Origin of the sequence: Pseudoalteromonas sp. NZS11, from assembly GCF_015864765.1 — a bacterium.
GTDB lineage: Bacteria > Pseudomonadota > Gammaproteobacteria > Enterobacterales > Alteromonadaceae > Pseudoalteromonas > Pseudoalteromonas arctica.
This window is the reverse complement of record NZ_JADYWP010000004.1, coordinates 440,077-455,707: the sequence shown is the minus strand read 5'-3', so window position 1 is coordinate 455,707 and position 15,631 is coordinate 440,077. Positions and strand designations below refer to the sequence as shown.

Annotated in this window: 16 protein-coding genes; 11 read left to right on the top strand and 5 right to left on the bottom strand. The window is 40.4% G+C overall.

Annotated elements, in window-relative coordinates:
* Positions 1-131 precede the first annotated feature (131 nt).
* The gene (locus I6E82_RS11640) at positions 132-899 is read left to right on the top strand and encodes a hypothetical protein (protein WP_197117979.1); all 768 of its coding nucleotides are present in this window, start codon (positions 132-134) and stop codon (positions 897-899) included.
* 82 nt (positions 900-981) lie between these two features.
* Positions 982-1,506 (top strand): CIA30 family protein, encoded by a 525-nt coding sequence (locus I6E82_RS11635; protein WP_197117977.1) that lies wholly within the window; start codon positions 982-984, stop codon positions 1,504-1,506.
* A gap of 21 nt (positions 1,507-1,527) precedes the next feature.
* On the opposite strand, the gene I6E82_RS11630 is transcribed toward I6E82_RS11635, so the two are convergent.
* From I6E82_RS11630 to I6E82_RS11610, 5 genes are all read right to left on the bottom strand, one after another.
* Positions 1,528-2,064: a hypothetical protein gene (locus I6E82_RS11630; RefSeq protein ID WP_197117975.1), complete on the bottom strand. Its 537-nt coding sequence runs from the start codon at positions 2,062-2,064 to the stop codon at positions 1,528-1,530.
* A 146-nt stretch (positions 2,065-2,210) separates the two neighbouring features.
* Positions 2,211-2,465 carry a hypothetical protein gene (locus I6E82_RS11625; RefSeq protein WP_101164092.1) on the bottom strand — a complete coding sequence of 85 codons (255 nt, stop codon included), beginning with the start codon at positions 2,463-2,465 and terminating at the stop codon, positions 2,211-2,213.
* Between the two features lie 25 nt (positions 2,466-2,490).
* A complete protein-coding gene (locus I6E82_RS11620; protein WP_007585579.1) occupies positions 2,491-2,967 on the bottom strand; it encodes an FKBP-type peptidyl-prolyl cis-trans isomerase in 477 nt (158 codons plus the stop codon).
* Positions 2,968-2,969: 2 nt separating this feature from the next.
* The gene (locus tag I6E82_RS11615) at positions 2,970-5,405 is read right to left on the bottom strand and encodes a Lon protease family protein (RefSeq protein ID WP_197117973.1); all 2,436 of its coding nucleotides are present in this window, start codon (positions 5,403-5,405) and stop codon (positions 2,970-2,972) included.
* A gap of 77 nt (positions 5,406-5,482) precedes the next feature.
* Entirely contained in the window at positions 5,483-5,941 is a 459-nt protein-coding gene (locus I6E82_RS11610; RefSeq protein WP_007585575.1) for a zinc ribbon-containing protein, read from the bottom strand.
* Between the two features lie 196 nt (positions 5,942-6,137).
* Here I6E82_RS11610 and leuS point away from each other — a divergent pair, with 196 nt between their 5' ends.
* The 9 genes from leuS to I6E82_RS11565 are packed head-to-tail and all read left to right on the top strand — an operon-like array spanning position 6,138 to position 15,539.
* Positions 6,138-8,726 carry a leucine--tRNA ligase gene (leuS, locus tag I6E82_RS11605; protein WP_165721391.1) on the top strand — a complete coding sequence of 863 codons (2,589 nt, stop codon included), beginning with the start codon at positions 6,138-6,140 and terminating at the stop codon, positions 8,724-8,726.
* A 1-nt stretch (position 8,727) separates the two neighbouring features.
* Positions 8,728-9,219: an LPS-assembly lipoprotein LptE gene (locus I6E82_RS11600; RefSeq protein ID WP_101164089.1), complete on the top strand. Its 492-nt coding sequence runs from the start codon at positions 8,728-8,730 to the stop codon at positions 9,217-9,219.
* A complete protein-coding gene (gene holA / locus I6E82_RS11595) occupies positions 9,219-10,256 on the top strand; it encodes a DNA polymerase III subunit delta (protein WP_165721390.1) in 1,038 nt (345 codons plus the stop codon). The genes I6E82_RS11600 and holA overlap by 1 nt, the downstream gene beginning before the upstream one ends.
* Positions 10,257-10,277: 21 nt before the next feature.
* Entirely contained in the window at positions 10,278-10,913 is a 636-nt protein-coding gene (gene nadD, locus I6E82_RS11590) for a nicotinate-nucleotide adenylyltransferase (RefSeq protein WP_165721389.1), read from the top strand.
* 55 nt (positions 10,914-10,968) lie between these two features.
* Positions 10,969-11,286, top strand: a complete 318-nt coding sequence (rsfS, locus tag I6E82_RS11585) for a ribosome silencing factor (RefSeq protein WP_007585564.1) — start codon at positions 10,969-10,971, stop codon at positions 11,284-11,286.
* A 37-nt stretch (positions 11,287-11,323) separates the two neighbouring features.
* Positions 11,324-11,794: a 23S rRNA (pseudouridine(1915)-N(3))-methyltransferase RlmH gene (gene rlmH, locus I6E82_RS11580; RefSeq protein WP_007585562.1), complete on the top strand. Its 471-nt coding sequence runs from the start codon at positions 11,324-11,326 to the stop codon at positions 11,792-11,794.
* A 9-nt stretch (positions 11,795-11,803) separates the two neighbouring features.
* Positions 11,804-13,672, top strand: a complete 1,869-nt coding sequence (gene mrdA / locus I6E82_RS11575) for a penicillin-binding protein 2 (RefSeq protein ID WP_033012431.1) — start codon at positions 11,804-11,806, stop codon at positions 13,670-13,672.
* Positions 13,669-14,775 carry a rod shape-determining protein RodA gene (rodA, locus tag I6E82_RS11570; protein WP_197117971.1) on the top strand — a complete coding sequence of 369 codons (1,107 nt, stop codon included), beginning with the start codon at positions 13,669-13,671 and terminating at the stop codon, positions 14,773-14,775. The genes mrdA and rodA overlap by 4 nt, the downstream gene beginning before the upstream one ends.
* Positions 14,775-15,539 (top strand): septal ring lytic transglycosylase RlpA family protein, encoded by a 765-nt coding sequence (locus I6E82_RS11565; protein ID WP_101216138.1) that lies wholly within the window; start codon positions 14,775-14,777, stop codon positions 15,537-15,539. The genes rodA and I6E82_RS11565 overlap by 1 nt, the downstream gene beginning before the upstream one ends.
* Positions 15,540-15,631: the final 92 nt, after the last annotated feature.

Here is a 15,631-nt window from a genome sequence, read left to right as displayed (position 1 = left end):
CAAAAACAACAAAAACTGCAAAATAGTTTTGTTGTATCTGCAATAAAGCTACAAAGTAAAACACATTAACTTTAGGTGAACTAAATGTATTTCATTGACTCTTAACAGCACTATTAAGTTGAGGGTTTGATGTGAATAAAGGGAATGCGTGGCCGTGGGTTATCTCGTTATGTATACATGGCGTGTTGCTGTACTTATTACTTTCACATAAATTACTTTCGCAAAAAATAAAGGTTGAAGAACCTCAAACAAAAAAAGACACCGTAATAAACGCTTATGTAATGGTTAACTTATCAACCCAACCTAAGTTAAGCACCGTTAACACCACCACTAACGCACCGATTGCTGAGCCTGCAAAGTTAGAGGTAAAAAAAGTACCTGAATCTGTAAGCACTAATAAAATACCTACAACTCAAACACAAGCTACTAAAACACCCAAACAACGTGACGAAAAACCAAAAACAGCAACAGTAACAAAGCCCACTATTACAAATAAACCTCAACCCCCTGCCCACACCATTAATACCAACACGCAAACGTTTAAAAAACTTAACCCGTATGCGCCTATTTATGGCGCACCTATAAATAACTTAACGCATAAAAAAATGGTCACGTTTGGCGAAGCAGATAACTCAGATAGTACTGATGATGCAATAGCTGCCACGCCCACAATTAAATCACCGGTTAAATCACAAAAATCGGAAGTTATTAGCCAAAATACAATAGGCACACGACGATTAGAAAAATTTAACGGTAAATGCTATTTAATTGATACTTCAACCATATTTGGTAGTAATGGCATGCCTCAAGGTAGCGCGCAACACTGCCCTGGTGAGCAAACTGATGATGAAATATTATTTAATAAAATAATGGATAAGTGGGCTCGTAAAAATAATTAGTTTTAAATTAGTGAACAAATACGTTGTTAAAGCGTATTAGCTATAAGCACTCCACTTACTTAATGCCAATTAGGAAACACGTATGACAACAAAGCAACTATCATCACTTTTTGTATTTAATTTATTAGTTGTAAGTGCACAAGCGAATGCAAACCAGCGCTGGTACGTTGTTAACGACTCAGTAATGGGCGGTCTATCTAATAGCCAAGTAACACAAACTCAAGAAAATTTGCTTTTTACAGGCAATGTTTCGCTTGATAATAACGGCGGTTTTGCATCAATACGTACAGAGCTAAATACACAAAGCCAAAATACTAAAGCTATAGCACTGCGCGTTAAAGGGGATGGACAAACCTATCAGCTTAGACTCAGAACTACCAATTACCTTGATGGCGCAGCGTACACCCACTCATTTAAAACAGTAAAAAATGAATGGGTAGATATAAACTTTGCTCCGAGTGATTTTACTTTAACGTATCGCGGCCGCGTGCTTGAGCAACAACCGATTATTGATTTTGACGATATAAAACAGCTAGGCTTTATGATTGCAGGCAAGCAAGAAGGTAGGTTTAAACTTGAAGTGGGTAAAATTGAGTTTAAAAGCTAGCCCACCAGCATGTTGGCGGCGCTAAATAGTATAGTCGTCGCCCCGTCTCTTCATTTCACTAATAACCAGCTCAACCATTTGTTGTTTTATTGCTGCTTGCTCTGACTTTAACTCCCCTAATTGCAGCTCTAACATATCTATCTGCTCTTGTTGCTGTGTGTTTTTATATTTTTTTGCACCTAGGTGGTCAGCATCTAAAACTGAATTTGCATCACTTTTATCTAACTCACTTGCAGAAGTATTTATAGTTAAACTACGTTGTACGGGGCTTTGTTTAAGTTTATTAATTTGCTCTTGCAGCGCAATAACTCGCCCAGCGAAGTGCTTGTATACTTTTTCTAGGTTTTTATATTGATTGCCAAACGTAGCGTTATCTTCACTATATTCTTGCGCTTTGGTATCTAGAAACTTTGATAACACATATTTTGGCTCTTCCTCATTTTCTTCCTCGCTCTTTTCTTCACTCGCTTTTTCAACAGGTAGTTTATCTGATTGCGCTAAAGTTTGAGTATTTGAGCTGTGTACTTGGTATGGGGTGGGAGCCGGTGAAATCTTCATTATTTTATCCCTAAAATAGCTTTGTCTCTTTTATAGGTATCGACCTCGCATTAAAATTCTTGAGTAAATTTTAATGTTAGCTAAAAGCAAAAAGCCCCACTTTATTAAAGTAGGGCTTATACCAATTTATCAAACTAACTCGTTGCTTACTTAGTGCTTTGGTTATCTTGTGAGAGCGCAATAAGTGCAAGCGCCGCATTTAGGCGAGTATTTAAATTATTATAAATAGTCATTCCAAACACACCGATAATACAAACTATTAAACCCATTTGTAGGTTAACGCTCATTTCTAGTAAAAAAACAGCTGCAACTAGTAAGCATAGCGCTAATGCATAAATAATAGATTGAAAGGTAAAGTTAATATCCCCCCTAGCTATTTTAAGTAATTCGTCTTTATTCATAATTTACTTCCTTGTTATTTGATCACTAAGACTCAATTGCCAGTAACTCTACTTCAAATATAAGTACTGAGGCAGGAGGAATACTCCCTACACGTTTTTCGCCGTACGCTAATTGGTGCGGTACATATAGCGTGTATTTATCGCCGGGGCTCATAAGTTGTAAACCCTCAGTCCAACCTTTAATAACTTGGTGTAAACCAAAGCTAATCGGTGTTTTACGCTCTACTGAACTGTCAAACACAGTGCCGTCGATTAGTGTACCGTGGTAATGCACGTTAACCATACTTTTTGGGGTTGGTGTGTTTTCGTTTTCGCTTTTATGGATTACTTTATACTGCAAGCCAGAAGTCGTTTCTACTACGCCTTCTACCTTTGCGTTAGCGGCTAAATAGTCTGCACCTATTTGTGCATTTATGCCTGCTTGTTGTTTTGCTTTTTTACTATTTTGAAATATTAAAAAACAAAAAATGGCGATAACTACCGCCAAAATTATATTAATCATCATTAACCTTTTTCGTTGTCTAGCTTTTCATTATTTGGCTCTTCGTCTTTTTCGTCATCATCGCCGTTTACTATGTCGGCAATCTCTTTAAGGCGAGCAAGTGCAATACCGTTTACTGAGTTTTCTGGATACTGGTCATCAATAATATCGCCAGCTTCTATATCCATTAACAAGTTAAGCGCTTGGTCTACGGTTTCAACTGCGTAAATATTAAATTTACCCGCTTCAACTGCATTAAGTATTTCGTCATCAAGCACTAAGTTAACTTGGTTTGATTTAGGAATGATAACGCCTTGCGAACCTGTTAAACCACGCATTTTACACAGTTTAAAAAAGCCTTCTATTTTTTCGTTTACGCCACCAATGGCTTGTACATCACCGTGTTGGTTTATAGAGCCTGTAAGCGCAATTGATTGGCTAATAGGTAGGCTTGTAATAGACGAAATAAGTGCACACAGCTCTGCTAAAGATGCGCTATCGCCATCTATGTAACCATAGCTTTGCTCAATGGCAATATTAGCGCTAAGCGTTAAGCTAAAGTGCTGCGCATATTTATTACCTAAATAACCGGTAAGCAACATTACACCTTTTGAGTGAATTGCTTTACCAAGCTCAGCTTCGCGTTCAACATCTATTACGCCATCGGCGCCAGCATAAACAGTTGCCGTAATACGCGCAGGGGTACCAAATGAGGTATCGCCAATGTGTAATACGGTTAAGCCATTTACTTTACCAATGGCTTGGCCGTCGGTTGCAATAAGTGTGTGACCTTCTTTTATATCACTGAGCATATTTTCGCTAATTTGGCCGGTACGGTATTGCTTGCCTTCAATGGCTTCGTCAATATGGTGCGCGTCAATAACGGCTAATTTGTCTTGTTTTGCGTAGTAACTGGCCTCTGCAATAAGTTCAAGTACATCAGCAAAACGCGCTGATAATTTATTTTGATGCTCAGCTTGGCGGTAACTAAATTTAAGTAAACGCACCATAGCAGCTTGCGTTGCAGTGCACTTTAATGTTTGCTCGCAATACTCGGTTACTTTAGTAATAAACTGGTATTGCAATTTATCGCTACTTGGCAAGTAGTAATCAAAATCGGCTAATACTCTAAATAGCTCTGCAAATTCTTCATCGTACTCACCTATGGTGTAGTACAACTCGCGCGAACCTAATAAAATAATTTTAACATCGAGCGGTATAAGCTGCGGGCGAAGTGTAAAGCTCGTCCCTACTGTGCTGTCTTGATACGGTAAATCGTTTTTAATTTGATGTGTTTTTAACGCGAGTTTTAAACCATCCCACACTTGTGGATTTGCCATGATTTTTTCAGCGTCCATAATTAAATAGCCGCCATTAGCACGGTGCAATGCACCAGCCTGAATTGAGCGATAACAGGTAATTAAAGAGCCTTGCGAAGTTGAGTACTCAATTTTGCCAAATATATTACCAAACGTTGGGTTGGGCTCGTACACAACTGGTGCTGCGTCGTCCTCTTTAAACTCAACTAGAATGTTAGGTGAAAAAAAGTCGGTAAGCATGCCTTTGCGATCAAAGTCTTCTTTGCTTTCTTCACTTTCATCTTCGTCATCTAGCCATTCAAGTACCGCGTCTATAATTTCAACGCGTATATCTTTTAAATAGCGCAGTACACCAATATGCGTGGCATATTTATGTTCTAAGTCTTTTAAAAGTGGTTTAGTGGCTTGCTCTGCAGTCGACTTTTTAAGATTGCGTTGTTTTTCTTTTGATTCGCGTTTCCAACGTGGCAGCTCTATTAACGCTTCTATTAATGCATCTTCTAGCTTTTCAATTTTTTCAAAAAACTCTTCACGTAACGTTTCTTCAAGTTCGCCAAATTCGCTGTCGCTCAATTGTTTACCATCTACAAGTGGTGCAAACCCTACTGAATTTTTTTCTTCAACTAATGCAACGCTTTGCTCAAACGCCGCAATTTCTACTGCGGTAATAGCACTGTCGTAGGCATCGTTAAATTCACGATCGATTGATTTTTTCTTACGCTGATACGCTGGGTTATCAAATGCCGCAGGAAAGGTGTCGAGTACTTCATCTAAAAATGAATCTATATCGTCACTAAGTTGCTTGCTTTGACCTGGTTGCATAAACAGCGCAATAGGTTCTCTGTGGTCATCGTAATTGTTTACGTATAACCATTCGTTTGGCGTTGAGCGGTCTTTTGCGTGTTGTTTAAGTTTATCTTTAACAAGCGTAAAGCGCCCGTGAGCGGCCTCGCCCATTACATAAACGTTGTAACCCGGCAGTTCCATCCCTAATGAAAAATCTAAAGCACTTTGGGCGCGTTGTTGGCCTATAAACGTAAGTTGCTCTGGGTATGGATTGTTCATACACGTGTTTACGTGATTAGTAGAAATACTCGGTGCGAGTTTTGAAACAGATAGTGGCAGCAATTTTTTCGTCATTCTAACTTCTTTTTTTACCAGCATATTCGCTGGCCTTTGGGCGTATTAAGTGGCCCGCAGCCACTTAATACTTATATTTAAGGGTGCAGTGCCTTACGACTAAAATAGATTCCATCACATTCAATACACGGTGTAATTTGTGTAGCGTGATAAACATCGTAACTATGGGTGCAATTCTTACATACTAATGTGCCCATGGCTATCCATTCGCCTGCGTGATACACACCATTGTGCTTAAAATCTTGGCTAAGAGATTGCCACTCAAGTTGAGTTTTATCTTCTATGTGCGACAGTTCAAACCAAAGAGACTCTTTAAGCTCTTGCCATGCAAGCGAATTATAGTGTGATTCGTTCTCTACTATATGTTCAATATCATTCTTTAAATAACTTTTGTAGAGCTCATATCTTTCTTGACTTAAATCTTTAAGCGCCTGCTCAGATTCAACAAACCCAGAAACCACATCTTTTAAACCATGCTCTTTCACATCTTTTATCCAATGGGTAAAACTGCTAAGCCATGTTTTGTAATCAGTCATTTTTTACTCCTTCAAAATTGCTGTTAAATCAGTCTGTAACTTATGTCTTTAGCTAACCACACTATAAAAAGGCAGGTTAACCTGCACTGAAAGTTACAATTTAATAAAAGCATGTTTTTGACGCTGTGAATAGTGTTTTATTTGGGGTATCCTAACGGCAATTTTTTATTAGTTTGCAAGAAGTCTGGAACCATAGATGCAAGAGCAATATAACCCGCAAGATATAGAGTCAAAAGTACAAAGCTACTGGGAAGAAAACCAGGTATTTAAAGTCACTGAAGATGAGAGCAAAGAAAAGTATTACTGCCTTTCTATGTTCCCTTATCCGAGTGGTCGACTGCATATGGGTCATGTGCGTAACTACACCATTGGTGATGTTGTTTCTCGTTTCCAGCGCCTGCAAGGCAAAAACGTAATGCAACCTATGGGTTGGGATGCGTTTGGTTTACCTGCAGAAAACGCTGCTATTAAAAACAAAACAGCACCAGCTAAGTGGACATACGAAAATATTGATTACATGCGTACTCAACTTAAGCAATTAGGTTTTGGTTATGACTGGGATCGCGAAATTGCGACATGTCATCCAGAATACTACAAGTGGGAGCAGTGGTTTTTCACTAAGCTTTACGAAAAAGGCCTAGTGTATAAAAAAATGTCGACAGTTAACTGGGATCCAGTGGATCAAACAGTACTTGCTAACGAACAAGTTATTGACGGTCGCGGTTGGCGTTCAGGCGCTGTGGTTGAGCAAAAAGAAATTCCACAGTGGTTTATTAAAATTACCGACTACGCACAAGAGCTACTTGACGATTTAGACAAGTTAGAAGATTGGCCAGAGCAAGTTAAAACAATGCAGCGCAACTGGATTGGCCGCTCTGAAGGGTGTGATATTGAATTTAAACGCACCGATAACGACGAAACTTTCAGCGTATACACAACACGTCCAGATACCTTTATGGGTGTTACGTATGTTGCTGTTGCTGGTGGTCACCCTATCGCACAAGAAGCCGCTAAAAATAGCGACGCTATTGCAATGTTTGTTGAAGAATGCAAAAACACCAAAGTTGCCGAAGCAGACATGGCAACAATGGAGAAAAAAGGTATAGCAACAGGCTTTTACGCCACTCACCCATTAACGGGCGAGCAAGTACCAATTTGGGTTGCTAACTTTGTATTAATGCATTATGGCTCAGGCGCTGTAATGGCAGTACCTGCACACGATCAACGCGACTTTGAGTTTGCAACAGCGTACGGCCTAGATATAAAACAAGTCATTGCGCCTGCTGAAGGTTCAGATCTTGAAGTAAACCTAAAAGAATCAGCATTTACTGATAAAGGCGTACTTGTAAATTCGGGTGAATTTAACGGCCTTGATTTTGAAGCTGGTTTTAAAGCGATTGCCGATAAATTAGAAGCACTCGGTGTTGGTGAGCGTAAAGTAAACTTCCGCCTGCGTGACTGGGGTGTGAGCCGTCAGCGCTATTGGGGTTCTCCAATTCCAATGCTTAGCGATGAAGACGGTAAAGAACTTGCCGCAACAGAAGATATGCTACCAGTTCGCTTACCAGAAGATGTAGTGATGAACGGTGTAACTTCACCACTTAAAGCAGACCCAGAGTGGGCTAAAACAACAGTAAATGGCGCACCTGCGTTTCACGAAACTGATACGTTTGACACCTTTATGGAATCGTCTTGGTACTACGCACGCTACTGTAGCCCACGCTACGACGAAGGCATGCTAGATCCAGCGGCTGCTAACTACTGGTTACCAGTAAACCAATACATTGGTGGTATTGAGCATGCAATTTTACATTTATTGTACTCGCGCTTTTTCCATAAATTATTACGTGACTTTGGTTTAGTTAATTCAGACGAGCCGTTTGACCGCTTACTTTGTCAAGGTATGGTACTTGCTGAAACATTTTATCGTAAAGATGAAAAAGGCGGCGACATTTGGATTTCGCCAACTGATGTTAATACCGAAACCGACGAAAAAGGCCGCGTTACTAAAGCATGGCATAAGGAAGACGGCGAGCCGGTATTCTCATCAGGCATGAGCAAAATGTCTAAGTCTAAAAACAATGGTATAGACCCACAACATGTAATTGCCCAGTATGGTGCAGATACAGTGCGTTTATTCATGATGTTTACTGCACCACCAGAGCAAACGCTTGAATGGTCAGACTCAGGCGTTGAAGGCGCACATCGTTTCTTAAAACGTGTATGGAAATACGCGGTAGACGTTAAAACAGTAGGTTACCAAGCACTTGATAAATCAGCGCTAACTAACCCGCAAAAAGTACTACGTCGCGACTTACACAAAGCAATTGCTAAAGTGACTGATGATGTTGAACGCCGTCAAACCTTTAACACCGCTATTGCAGCCATTATGGAGCTTTCTAATAAGTTATTAAAAGCACCACTGAGTGACAAACAAGATGTAGCGATTGCTAACGAAGCACTTGAAGCATTAGTTATTATGCTTGCACCTATTACTCCGCATTTATCGCATGAGCTTTGGAAAGAGCTTGGTAAAAAAGGTGAGATTTTAGATGCTGCATGGCCAAAAGTTGACGAGTCTGCACTTGTTGAAGATGAAAAACTAATCATCGTACAAGTAAACGGCAAGCTTCGCGCTAAGTTAACAGTGGCAGCTGATGCAACTCAAGAGCAAGTAGAAGCCCTTGCATTTGCAGAATCTAACGTAACTAAATTTACTGATGGCTCAACCATTCGTAAAATCATTTACGTACCAGGCAAGCTACTTAACGTGGTAGCTAACTAATATGGCTGCATTTAACGCCATTAAAAATGGACTAGCCTTAGTGCTAGTCTGTTTTTTGTTATCAAGCTGTGGCTTTCATTTAAAAAAAGCCTCTAGCCTGCCTGATAGCTTAAAACAGCTAACACTTGTAGGCGATGACGAAAAATCGACTTTATTCACTGAGCTTAAAAAAGAGCTTAAAGCGAGTAACGTAGAGTTAGTATCGTCAGCTAAAGATAAAGCCCAATTGTATTTACGCAAAGAAAGCATTGAACGCCAAACACTTTCGCTGTTCCAAAACGGCCAAGTTGCTGAATATGAGCTCGCTTATGGCGTATCGTATGTAGTTAAACGCCCAGGTGAAAAAGCGATAGAAAAACGTTTTGAGCTTTATCGTAATTACCAAGATGATCCGGATCATGCATTAGCAAAAGCAAAAGAGCTTGAGCTACTTATTAGCGAAATTCGTGAGCAAGCCAGTCGTCGTATTGTTAGAGAGCTGTCGCAACTATAATGCGCTGCTACGCTAATCAACTACCGAGTGAATTAAATAAAGGGCTAAAGCCCTTTTATTTAGTATTTGGAGAAGAGCCTTTTCAAGAAGCGCAGTGCGTACAACAAATTCGCGACAGTGCTAAGCAACAAGGTTTTGATGAAGTAATTAAGTTTACTTTAATGCAAGGATTCGATTGGCAAGAAATTATAGCCCAGTACCAAAGTATGTCGCTGTTTAGCGCCCGCACTATTATTGAGCTTGATTTAAACCAACAAAAGCCAGGCGTTATTGGCAGCAACACCTTTAAAAAAGTAGTTGAGCTGGTTAATCCCGATACTATTTTAATTGTTAAAGGCGCTAAAGCCAGCCAAGAAGTACAACGTGGAGCATGGTTTAAAGCTCTTGATAAGCAAGGTGTATTTGTACCTTGCTACCCGCTTACGGGCTCTCATGTAAAACGATGGCTTGATGAGCAATGCCAACGTTTATCACTTAATATGCAAAGCGACGCCAAAGTAAGCTTAATAAATGCCACCGAAGGCAACTTGTTAGCCTGTTTTCAGGAACTTGAGAAGCTCTCGCTACTGCACGGCAATGCATTAATTACTCAGCAATTAGTAATGCAAGGTCTGTTAAACCAAGCCAAGTTTGATATTTTTGATTTAAGCGATGCGCTATTAAATGGCCACGCCAAACAAGCTATAAAAGTATTAAACAAACTTGCCAGCGATAACACCGAAGTGGTAAGTATTTTGTGGGCTATAACCAAAGAGCTTAATACACTTATAAGTGTGCAACTTGGTTTACTGAATGGCGAACCTATCGCTAATTTATTTAAACAAAAAGCAATTTGGAAAAACCAACAAGGTCCAGTTCAAAATGCTATTAACCGTTTAAACATGCACACACTAGAACAAATAAATAGTGATGTTGCGTTGTTTGATGCCAGTTACAAGCAAGGTAATTTAATTGCACCTTACCAAGCGCTTGCTCATATTTGTATTAAATTTTGCCAGCCGCTCAACATTCCTATGCCGTACCACGCGGTTAATTAATAAATAGCTAATGGGTGTAAAATGATCGCAATTTTTGGTGGCACTTTCGACCCAGTCCATTTAGGCCATCTAAATATGGCGCAGCAATGCGTAAATGCGTTTAATTTAAATACGCTTTATTTTATGCCCTGTGCATTACCTGCACATAAAGCAGCTCCGGGTATTAGTGCAGAGCACCGAATTAATATGCTCAACGCAGCTATTGCTCCTTACCCTCATTTTGAACTCGATTTAAGAGAACTTAATCGAACCGGTCCATCGTATTCGTTGCTGAGCTTACAAGAACTTCGTAAAGAGCACCCCACTACACCTATTTTATTTTTAATTGGTATGGACTCATTTAACAACCTAGATAAGTGGTTTGAGTGGAAGGCAATAACGCAGCTTTGCCATATTGTGGTGTACCAGCGCCCTGCTCAACATTGCACTGTAACAGGTGAGCTCAAAAGCTATATGCAACGCGCAAATGCCGGCGAAGTAGCGGCACTTAAACACTCACTTGCAGGTAAACTTTATTTTTTACCGGGCGAAATGCTCGATGCGGCCTCAAGCACCATTCGCGAACAACTGAAAAAAAGTAATAAAAAGAATGAACTATTGCCCGATGCAGTGAGTCATTACATAGAAGTGCATCAGCTCTATCAAATTGATGCTTAAAAACTCCTAGCGTGTTAAAATGCGCGCCATTAAATTTTTAAATTGAGACAAAACCTTGGATTCAAAACAACTACTCGCCTTTGCTATGGACAAAATTGACGATATGAAAGCGCGTGACATCGTTCATATTGACGTTACTGGAACATCAGATATCACAGATTACATGGTAATTTGTTCTGGTACTTCTAAACGCCACGTACAGTCAATTGCCGATCACTTAGCAAAAGAAGCGCGTCATGCAGATTCAGAGCCATTAGGTTATGAAGGTGAAGGCGACGGCGAATGGGCACTGGTTGATTTAGGTGATGTGGTTGTACACGTGATGCAAAACGAAGCACGTAGCTATTACGATCTAGAAAAACTGTGGGGCTAAACGCTCACTCATTTTAGACAATGCTTGGAAGTAATACGTGAAAATACAAATGATTGCTGTTGGTACTAAAATGCCAGCATGGGTAGAAACGGGATTTGCAGAATATCAGCGACGTTTCCCTAAAGATATGGCCCTAGAGTTAATTGAAATTCAAGCCGGAAAACGTGGTAAAAATGCAGATATAAAACGTATTTTACACATTGAAGGTGAAAAAACATTAGCGGCTATTCCAAAAGGCAATCGTATTGTAACGTTAGAGGTAACAGGGAAAGCGCTGGATACTCACCAACTTGCTAAAAATATGGAAAAATGGCAACTCGATGGCCGCGATGTAAGTTTACTTATTGGCGGACCTGAAGGACTTGCTCCAGAGTGCATTGCAGCTTCTGAGCAAAAATGGTCGTTATCTAATTTAACATTGCCGCACCCTTTGGTGCGTATAATTGTTGCAGAGAGCCTTTACCGAGGCTGGAGCTTAAATAACAACCATCCTTATCATCGCGAGTAACCCCTTGCCATGCTAAAACATAGACCCACTATTCGTGACCACTCCGCAGAAGCAAACTTATTTGCTAGGCGAGCATTCGTGGGTTTTGTTTTTGTATTAGGATTAGTCGCTGTATTGCTTTCTAATCTTTATACTATTCAGGTAGAAGATCACCAAGACTACCAAACCCGCTCCAACGATAACCGCATTAAAGTTATTCCTATTGCACCCAACCGTGGTTTAATTTACGACCGTAACGGTGTGCTACTTGCTGAAAACAAACCTGTTTACAACCTTGAAGTCATCCCCGAAGAGGTAGATGACCTTGACGAATCGCTTGATCAAATAAGTAAAATAATTGCGATTACAGAGCAAGATAAACAAGACTTTTTAAAAGATATAAAACACACCCGTCGTTTTAAATCACAAGTATTAAAAGCCCGCTTAGACGAAACTGAAGTGGCGAAATTTTCGGTTAATCAACATAAATTCCCTGGTTTTAGTATTGAGGCACGTCTGGCTCGCTACTACCCATTTGGTGACACGCTAACGCATGCGCTTGGATATGTTGCCAAGCTTAATAGAAAAGAGCTAAACCAATTAGAACAAGAAGATCGTGCAACCAATTACCGTGCTACATATGATATTGGCAAGCTCGGATTAGAAAAATACTATGAAGAGACATTGCACGGTAAAGTGGGCTCACAACGGGTAGAAGTTAATAACCGTGGCCGTGTAATTCGCACTCTAAGCATGACCCAGCCACAACCTGGTAGCGATTTAGTGCTTACCTTAGACATTGGCTTGCAACAAATTGCACAGCATGGGCTTAAAGATATGCGTGGCGCTGTTGTAGTTATGGATGCAAAAGATGGTGGCGTGCTGGCACTTTATTCAAACCCAAGTTACGACCCAAATTTATTTGTACACGGCATTAGCAGCAAAAACTATAAAGCGTTACTTAACCAAGACCGTCCGTTAATAAACCGTACTACGCAAGGTCGTTATGCGCCTGCCTCTACGGTAAAGCCCTTAATGGCTGTATTAGCACTTGAAGAAAATATAGTAAATGAATCAACATCAATGTGGGATCCTGGTTTTTTTCAAATTCCAAATGTTGAACACAAATGGCGAGATTGGAAACGTTGGGGCCATGGTCATGTGGATGTATACAAGGCGATTGAAGAGTCGTGCGATACCTATTTTTACGATGCGGCTTATCGATTAGGCATTACTAAAATCAGTGATTTTATGGCCCGTTTTGGCTACGGCGATTTGTCAGGTATTGATATTCATGAAGAAACTACTGCTATTCTACCTTCAAAAGAATGGAAAGAAGGACGCTTTAAAGAGTCTTGGTGGCGTGGTGATACTATTTCGGTAGGTATTGGTCAAGGTTACTGGACTGCTACACCAATTCAAATTGCAAATGCGACTAACATATTAGTTAATCGTGGTATTAATCATCCACCTCATTTGGTGCAAGTAATAAAAAAAGATAGCGACATAACGCAAATTAACAACGAAGAAAAACCCCCTGTTATTTTAAAAGATCCACGCCATTGGCAGGTATCGTTAGATGCAATGCATAATACAGTTCAAAAAATATCAGGCACAGCGCACAAAGCATTTAAAGGCACTAACTACGACTCGGCTGGTAAAACGGGTACTGCACAGGTAGTTAGTATTGCCCAAGGTGAACGCTACGATGCAGAATCGCTTAAAGAGCGCCAGCGTGACAACACAATTTACGTAGGGTTTGCACCTTACAACGATCCTAAAATTGTGGTTTCTGTTGTATTAGAAAACAACCACGGCGGTATTCAAATTGCTCGCCAACTTATGGATTACTACTTTGCAGCTAATCCAGTTAATCTTGCAAGGAACGATACACCATGACCGCTTTGCACGATAAACGCTCTATTTGGATGCGTATGCATCTAGACCTACCACTGCTTATTGCATTACTCATAATGATGGCTGGTAGCATAATGGTTGTTTACAGCGCAAGCGGCCAAGACTCTTCAATGATGATTAGGCACATGACTCGTATGGGCGGCGCGGTTGTTGCTATGGTTGTTTTGGCCCAGTTTACGCCTGCCACATTAAAGCGTTTAGTGATCCCACTTTATTGCGTTGGTTTATTAATGCTAGTGGGTGTACTTTTATTTGGCGTAAGCTCAAAAGGCGCACAGCGATGGCTCGATTTAGGGGTGACACGGTTTCAACCTGCAGAATTAATGAAGTTGGCAGTCCCGATGATGGTAGCTTGGTATATAGGGCGTAACCACTTACCTCCTCGGCCAATGCACTTAATTATTGGCTTTATGATTGTAATGCTCCCTACATTATTAATTAAAGAACAACCCGATTTAGGTACCGCTATACTTATTGCAAGTTCAGGTATATTTGTTTTGTTTTTGTCTGGATTAAGTTGGCGTTTAATCGGCTTTTTAAGCTCTATTGTAGCGCTTGCCGCATGGCCATTTTGGCACTACGGTATGCACGATTATCAAAAGCAGCGTGTACTCACCTTTTTAGACCCTGAGAGCGATCCGCTCGGTTCGGGTTATCATATTATTCAATCTAAAATTGCTATTGGCTCAGGCGGTATAGAAGGTAAAGGCTGGCTGCTTGGTACGCAATCGCAACTAGAATTTTTGCCAGAGCGCCACACCGACTTTATATTTTCGGTTTTAAGCGAAGAATTTGGTTTATTTGGCGTATGTGTTTTACTTAGTCTCTATTTATTTATTATTGGCCGTGGTTTATACATTGCTGTTAATGCACAAGATGCATTTGGTAAATTGCTCGCAGGCGCACTCACCCTCACCTTTTTTGTGTACGTATTTGTAAACATAGGCATGGTATCGGGTTTATTACCTGTTGTAGGCGTACCTTTACCACTGATTAGTTATGGTGGTACATCGATGGTGACGTTAATGGCAGGATTTGGCATTATTATGTCAATCGCAACAGATAAAAGGATGCTTTTAAAATAATGCGACACACTAATCAGCTTATATTTACCACGTTATTAATTTTGCTTTTAAATGCATGTAGTAGCGGCTCTAGTAGCCGCTATAGCATGCGCCATGATGCAGCACCACTTAGAGCCCCGACTACACTTGAGATGCAAGACGCTATAGTTACCGAAGTAACTAAAAGCGCCAGCGCTAGTCGCCCATATACAGTGCTTGGTAAAAGTTATTCACCCATGCTTGATGAAACAGGCTTTAGTGAAGAAGGCATTGCCTCTTGGTATGGTCGTAAATTTCATGGTTATCACACTTCAAATGGTGAAACGTATGATATGTTTGCCATGACCGCAGCGCATAAAACGCTGCCACTACCTAGCTTTGTTAAAGTAACCAATACAGCAAATGGTAAATCGGTAATCGTTCGCGTGAACGATCGGGGCCCGTTTCATGACGATAGAATAATTGACCTTTCGTACGCAGCCGCTTACAAGCTTGGCTATTACACCCATGGTACAGCAAAGGTTAAGCTAGAAGCCGTTACGCTTGCGGGCGCAACTGCGCGTCAAACCTATATTCAGGTAGCTGCAGGTAGTACACTTGCTAATATTGAAGCGCTTGCCAGCACATTGCGAGAGCAATACAAATTACCAACAAATATCGTTCAAAAAGACGACATTTACAGACTGCATTTAGGGCCAATAAAAGACACCCCTCATGCAGACGAAGTATTAAAAAAATTAAAACAAAATCAATTTCAAAACGCGTTCTTGCTTTACACTCAGTAAGACTAATACCCAAACTACCCCAGGATGCTCGCATCTTGGGGTGGTTTGGGTATAAAATGGCGTAACGCGAATCTTTAACTTTAACCATTAAT

Bases quoted from the DNA above. Each gene is read 5' to 3' on its own strand.
- I6E82_RS11635 (WP_197117977.1), top strand. From the start codon at position 982: ATGACAACAAAGCAACTATCATCACTTTTTGTATTTAATTTATTAGTT.
- I6E82_RS11630 (WP_197117975.1), bottom strand. From the start codon at position 2,064: ATGAAGATTTCACCGGCTCCCACCCCATACCAAGTACACAGCTCAAAT.
- I6E82_RS11625 (WP_101164092.1), bottom strand. From the start codon at position 2,465: ATGAATAAAGACGAATTACTTAAAATAGCTAGGGGGGATATTAACTTT.
- I6E82_RS11620 (WP_007585579.1), bottom strand. From the start codon at position 2,967: ATGATTAATATAATTTTGGCGGTAGTTATCGCCATTTTTTGTTTTTTA.
- I6E82_RS11615 (WP_197117973.1), bottom strand. From the start codon at position 5,405: ATGACGAAAAAATTGCTGCCACTATCTGTTTCAAAACTCGCACCGAGT.
- I6E82_RS11610 (WP_007585575.1), bottom strand. From the start codon at position 5,941: ATGACTGATTACAAAACATGGCTTAGCAGTTTTACCCATTGGATAAAA.
- leuS (WP_165721391.1), top strand. From the start codon at position 6,138: ATGCAAGAGCAATATAACCCGCAAGATATAGAGTCAAAAGTACAAAGC.
- I6E82_RS11600 (WP_101164089.1), top strand. From the start codon at position 8,728: ATGGCTGCATTTAACGCCATTAAAAATGGACTAGCCTTAGTGCTAGTC.
- holA (WP_165721390.1), top strand. From the start codon at position 9,219: ATGCGCTGCTACGCTAATCAACTACCGAGTGAATTAAATAAAGGGCTA.
- nadD (WP_165721389.1), top strand. From the start codon at position 10,278: ATGATCGCAATTTTTGGTGGCACTTTCGACCCAGTCCATTTAGGCCAT.
- mrdA (WP_033012431.1), top strand. From the start codon at position 11,804: ATGCTAAAACATAGACCCACTATTCGTGACCACTCCGCAGAAGCAAAC.
- rodA (WP_197117971.1), top strand. From the start codon at position 13,669: ATGACCGCTTTGCACGATAAACGCTCTATTTGGATGCGTATGCATCTA.
- I6E82_RS11565 (WP_101216138.1), top strand. From the start codon at position 14,775: ATGCGACACACTAATCAGCTTATATTTACCACGTTATTAATTTTGCTT.